At 38.3% G+C, this 6176-nt stretch carries 3 protein-coding genes; all 3 read right to left on the bottom strand.

The features are described from left to right. Window positions 1–81: 81 nt before the first annotated feature. Entirely contained in the window at window positions 82–2997 is a 2916-nt protein-coding gene (locus AC4GME_RS16510; protein ID WP_490379806.1) for a UvrD-helicase domain-containing protein, read from the bottom strand. 338 nt (window positions 2998–3335) lie between these two features. Then, window positions 3336–4706, bottom strand: coding sequence for a phospholipase D family protein (locus AC4GME_RS16505; RefSeq protein WP_490378104.1), 1371 nt, complete (start codon window positions 4704–4706; stop codon window positions 3336–3338). Window positions 4707–5196: 490 nt separating this feature from the next. Further along, window positions 5197–6176, bottom strand: a 980-nt coding sequence (locus AC4GME_RS16500) for a GGDEF domain-containing protein (protein ID WP_490379805.1), incomplete at its 5' end; no start/stop codon positions are given.

The following is a 6176-nucleotide window of genomic DNA, read 5'->3' as shown; positions in this document are numbered from 1 at the left end:
ATTGTGCCCCAAACCGAGATAGAAAGCTAAGTCGCAAACGCCCCCCCATATAAGAGATAGAATCCAAATAAAAATCACATCTCAACGGCTCAACTGCGGCCATTGGATTTTTGACTTATCAACACCGCTCTTGCAACTCAGCGCTTCATTGCCCCTGTAGTTTCTACATCCCCAGAACTCCCCCCTTTTGCTTTGTCTTAAAACCATTTCGGAACCACATTTATCACAAAGCGGGAAAATATCATTACAAGATGGATTTAAACAAGATTTAAAACCAGGGTATTTACTTTTTGTCATTACACTTTCACACTTACCACATGCCCTTTCTTTGTGATCACAAAGAGGAAAATGTGAACAAGAATAGAATGGGCCATAGCGACCTGAACGAGCCTTTAAGGTACCCGTTTCACAAACTAAACAGTTAATCTGATCAACAAAAGCTTGATTAACTGTTATCCCAAATTCATTAAGCTCAACGTCATACTCTTCAATAAGCTCTTTAACGAAACAGCTAGCTTCCACCATATCAGCAATAACATACACCCTATCTTTTGCCCGTGTTAAAGCAACATAAAATAAACGTCGTTCTTCTGCATGTGCAAATTTTTCTTCTTTTGCTAGTAACGCATCTAAAATTGGAGGAGTTGCCTTGCTGGAAGGGAAACCATGCTTGCCGGATTTTAACCCCATAATAACGACATAATCCGCTTCCTTACCTTTAGAGGCATGAAATGACTGCGTTTGTATATTAAGCATGGGGTATTGATTGTTTAAACGGGAAACGATTGCTTTGTTTGGTAATTGAAACCAAAAACGAGCGAGTAAATATACGCTTGTAGGCTTGCTAACTTTACTAGTAATAGCCGTTAACACCTCATCAATTGCACCATTGGCTATTTCATCAATTATTTGTTCACCTTGAGCAGGCAAACCACCAGCACTCTTTCGTAAGATTGAAACAGCAGGCACATCTACGTGCTTACACGACTTAATCGTTTTATTTATTTGCGCAGGATTTTTACTGACAAAATCAGTTGCCACCAGCCCGATCCGGTTATTAAATCGAAAGGTTTGATCTAATTCAGTTTGCGTTGTCGGGCCAAAATAACCCTCAAAGCCAGTTGTCAGTGTTACATCAGCACCACTAAATCGATAGATGGCCTGCCAATCATCACCCACCGCAAAAACAGAACTTCCTTTATTACTATCGCGTAAAGCCTTAACTAAACGTGCCCGTGGCTCTGAAATATCCTGAAATTCATCAACCATAATATAACGCCACTTCGACTGAAACCTTCCCGTTTCAATATACGCTAGCGCTTTAATAATCATATCTTCAAAGTCGATTTCATTGCTATTTAATAACCCTGCTTGATAAGCAGTTAGAATAGGCTTGAGTAATTCAAATGCTTTTTCCGTCTGCTTCACATCTGCAGAGGCAGCGATAATATTCTTCTCAGTACTTTCATCTAAACAAGCCGCTTTATAGAGTCCGACTAACTTAGCAAATATCTCAGCAAGCACGGTGATACGCCCAGTCTCCTTTAAACTTGCTAGCATCGCATCATCTGGCAATAATTCGAATTCAATCTGTTTATCTTTTAGGGATTTATCCAATGAATTAAGTAACATGCCCCTTTTATGCTGAGTGTATGTTAACTCGATGCATTGCGTATTATAGTGCAGGTGGGTTTTACGTTTCCATTGCATCGACGCATGGTACTCATCTTTATCGATGTAGGGCGCTGTATCGCCATTTTCATCTATACCAAAATACTCAATATAAATATTCAACTCAGGAAGGAAAAAGTCAGGCTGATATTGTCTACGCTCTACCGTTTTCAGATCAAATGCGTAATTAGCCTTATATTGGTACTCAATGCCATGGTTGAATAACCAATTGGCAATATACAGCTCACCAAAGCTTTTTACTTTATCGCCTTTTAAACTGCGGATGTCATTATCTGTTAAATATTGGTAATACTCACCAAGGGTATCAAACTCAAAATCGTTCTTTTCAACATAATAATATTTACTGAAATATTCCAAGACTAAATGACGGTATTGTTGTTGATCATTTATTAAATGTTCAAAGCAAGTTTGCACCCATTTAAACTTGGCTTTTTCGTCTTCAGCAAATACAGATAAGTTTGGTTTCCCCCCTTCAACCTGCGCAATGATATTAAGCCCAAGGCTATGGAACGTTGTCGCGCTGATTTTATCAGTGGCTAGCTTATCTTTTATTCTTTCATCCATTTCATTCGCAGCTTTTCGGCCATAAGCTAATAACAAAATATCATTAAAACTCGCCTTCTGACTGTTAAGTAAATACCCTGCTCGACCAACCATGACACTGGTTTTACCTGTCCCTGCGCCAGCTAATAACAGGTTATTGTCGTCATCAATAACACAGGCTCTACGTTGCCTTTGTGTTAAAGGATTTGATTCAACGCTGTCAAAGAATGCTTGATAGGCACGTAATTGCTTATCGATATAGGTTTCACGACAAGCCGTTATATCTTGCTCCTGCCAATGCTGGTAATTTGATAATAACTGCACCATTTCAGAAACTTGCTGTAAACCCGTGCTTGATTCAATCCAAGGAAACCAGCGCGCATATTCTCGTTTTACAGACACTTGAATGCGTTGCATGTCTGATTGGCGCAAATATCGACTATTAATAAATTTATCTATTTTCGTAAGTAATGTTTCAAGACGATTTTTATTACACTCTACCCACAACTGCTGGCAATGATTTTTTTGCTTTTTGTCACTGTTATAAGCCAACTTACTAAGCACATAATTTTGCTCGGAAGTGCTAAACGTCATCGTTTTCCCTAACCATCCAAAACTAAACATAGGGGGAGAAGTTAAGGCTTGCCATGTGATTTCGGTGGAGACATTTTTAACCGAAACGGTAAGTCCGTTATTGTCGATTATTATTTTTGTAGGGTTGCCAAACAGTCGGCCAAAAAAACTTGAGGGGATTGATTTCATTTATTACAGAAAACCTAATTACGGAGAGAGGTGAAAAATTTATTCTAACAGTACTGAATTCAGTATGCATAATAAAACAAAGTTAAGTAGCTTTGTTTTATTATGCTCATTGGAGTATGTATTCAGATCTCCCAGAGCCAATATCTGGCAACTTCCCAAAATGGGCATCTGGGTAGCTGATATACTTGAAACCATAGGCTTGTTATTCAGTAATTTTTTTCATTTTAATTGTTGTCTTTGAATATGGTTTGATGCCCAGTCTAAAGAGAAAGAATACAAGTTTAGGTCTATCACTTCGAATTAAACCTGCCCGTTGCGAATTCTGCTTATTCAGTTTCTTAAAGGATATTTTTAGGTACTACAATTCTTGATTTCACTCTTAATTGCTTAATCTTACTAACCTCGCCATCTGGATTCCAATCCAGGGTGGTTTCCCATGCGTTTTCCGGATTCATTTCCGTCAGCATACCTTGTTTAACGCTTTTTGCTATTTCTGCAGAAGGGATAATAGTAACGCTTTCAGTATTTAAATTTGCACTTCTCGGGTCTAAATTAAAAGTTCCTATAACGGTAATGTTATCATCAATTACCATTGATTTTGCATGTAGTCCAAAGACAGGAATATGATCCAGTTTTTGCTGTAATTCACTGGACATCACCTTTTTTCTAACTTGTGCATCAGGCTTAAATTCAAAAATTCTCACTCCCGTTTTAAGTAACGCATCACGATCTCTTTGATAACCGCTAAAGGCTTCAAGATTATCGTTGGAGGCTAAACTATTGGTTAATATTTTAACTTCTACCCCTTTATCAATAAGCTGCTTAAAGATATTTTTGCCTAGATCAGTGGTGATTAAATAAGGTGTTTGAATGATGACGGACTTTTCAGCTTTTTGGACTAAAGTGATTAACCGCTCCGTTGATATGCCACTACCGCCTAAAAATTCATTTTGATTGTTTTTGCCTGGCGCATCTGAAATATATTCAATCTCATCCAACCAATGCAGTTTTCCCGTTTCTTGTATGTAATTAAACGCTTCCGGCATATTCTGAATTTGCTCTCGAATCTGCGGCAAGAAATTATCAGGGTTACAGGCGTACTGATGAAGTGCTGCAAACGTTGGGCTGCTGACTGGGCTGCCTTTGATTTTAACCAGTTTATTTACTGGTACACTTAATTTATCATCCCAAAATTGGTTAAAAGATTTTTGAATGTCAGTGCTAACACCACCAATTAAAAGAACATCCCTATCTCTGAAGTTATACTCATGATCATAACCAAAATACTCATCGGCGACATTTCTGCCTCCGGTGATGGCGACTTTACCATCTACAGTGAAAGTCTTATTGTGCATTCGTTGATTGAAGCCGTGAAAATCCGTCGTTATATTCACCATCTTTTCAATTATATTTTTACCGACATTTGCCATCGGGTTATAGATTTTAATCGAAAGATTTTCATGTGCATCCAGCATTAATAATTCATCACCTTTAGCATCGACCATAATATCATCGACTAATATTCTCACTTTAATACCACGTTCAGCAGCTCTCACCAGATAATCAATGGCGATTAAACCTATATTGTCGGCAGAAAAAATAAAGTACTGTACATCGATAGTCTGCTCAGCATGAGAGCTAAGCCATGCTCTCGAGAACATAGCTTCAGCACCTTGCTCTAATACATATACCCCCGTTTTACTTTGCATTTTTTGGGAAACGCCAGATAACTGCTCTGATAAGGTTGTTTTTGCTTCAGCCTGAATAGTCCCACAAAATTCTTGAGGTGATTCGGGTAAACGAGGCTCTGTAGAGTGACATGCAAAAAGTGTGAGTAGAGAGAAAAAGCTGCCGATTATTTTTAAGTTTAATGCTGATTTATAACTAGTTGAATTATCCATATTCTATTGCTGAGTTGTTAATCTGATAATCAACCACTCTCATTCCTATTATTGATTAATGCATAGCCATTTATAAGCTACATATTAAACGTTATTACGCCACAAAAAAACTATATAATTTATATTTTTTTTACACCTTATTTATCTGAGTTTACCGGATTTTCTGTTTTATTTATTGTGTTGAACTGTCACAAAATAATATCAATACAACTCACATAAAAATTATATATTCATAGTAAAGGATAAGTGAGACGCAAAATTCAATTCATTAGCACATATAGCATTAAGGAGTTATCCCTTAAAGCCAGGAGGTTTGGTTGCGACCCTTTTCTTTTGAGTTGTACATCGCCATATCAGCACGCTTTTGAAATGCATCAAGAACATCACCTTTTATCAGTTGAGTCGCACCTAGACTGATTGTAACCTGCAGTTTTTCTGACTCATAAATAAGAGAGGAATTTTCAACAGCAGTTCGGATACGCTCTGCAACAATGATAGCTGAATCAATATTGGTTTCCGGTAAAAGGAAAGCAAATTCCTCACCACCAATCCGGCCCATCAGATCATGATCACGAAGCGTTTTCTGACTGACATTACAAATAAGTTTTAATACCTCATCACCGACAAGATGGCCGTAGTTATCATTAAAGACTTTAAACTTATCAACGTCTATCATCAATAGAGATAAAGGGGTCTGATATCGATGAGCACGATCTACCTCAAGCTCCATGGACTGCATAAAAGCCCGCCTGTTGCTGATACCGACCAGCTCATCAGTTGTTGCCATTTTTCGTAGTTTATTTATATCCAGCTCAATACAATCGGCCATTTCATTAAGGCTTCGGCCGAGTGAGCCTAATTCATTTTCCACATTGACCTGGCAGCGGGCTTGATAATTCCCCCCTGCAATAATGTGAGCCTCGCGCTTCAAAGAAAAAACAGGGGAAACAACCTTAGTTCTAATATAATAGGCAACAATAAGCGCCATAAGTGTGGAAATAATGATCAGCAAAATGGCAAACCATACATATTTTGTTTGCTTGCTTTGCAGAGCCTTAGACTCAGAAGCCATACGGTACCCAACAGTCTCAAGGAACTCCTGAATCGGTTCCATAATAGAGGCTTTTTCCTTATTGTACTGAGGACTGAATAACAGCTTGCTTGCAAAAGCGCTATCAGGCTCCCCTTTTACAGTGAAATTACCGTTGCCATCATCAAAGAGGCCCTGCATCGCTGCAAAAGCTTGCCTCTCCAAACGCACAAGTGTATCTGAACGAC

This window comes from Psychromonas sp., from assembly GCF_983033635.1.
The sequence above is the reverse complement of the archived record's forward strand: the minus strand, read 5'-3'. Positions and strand labels throughout refer to the sequence as shown.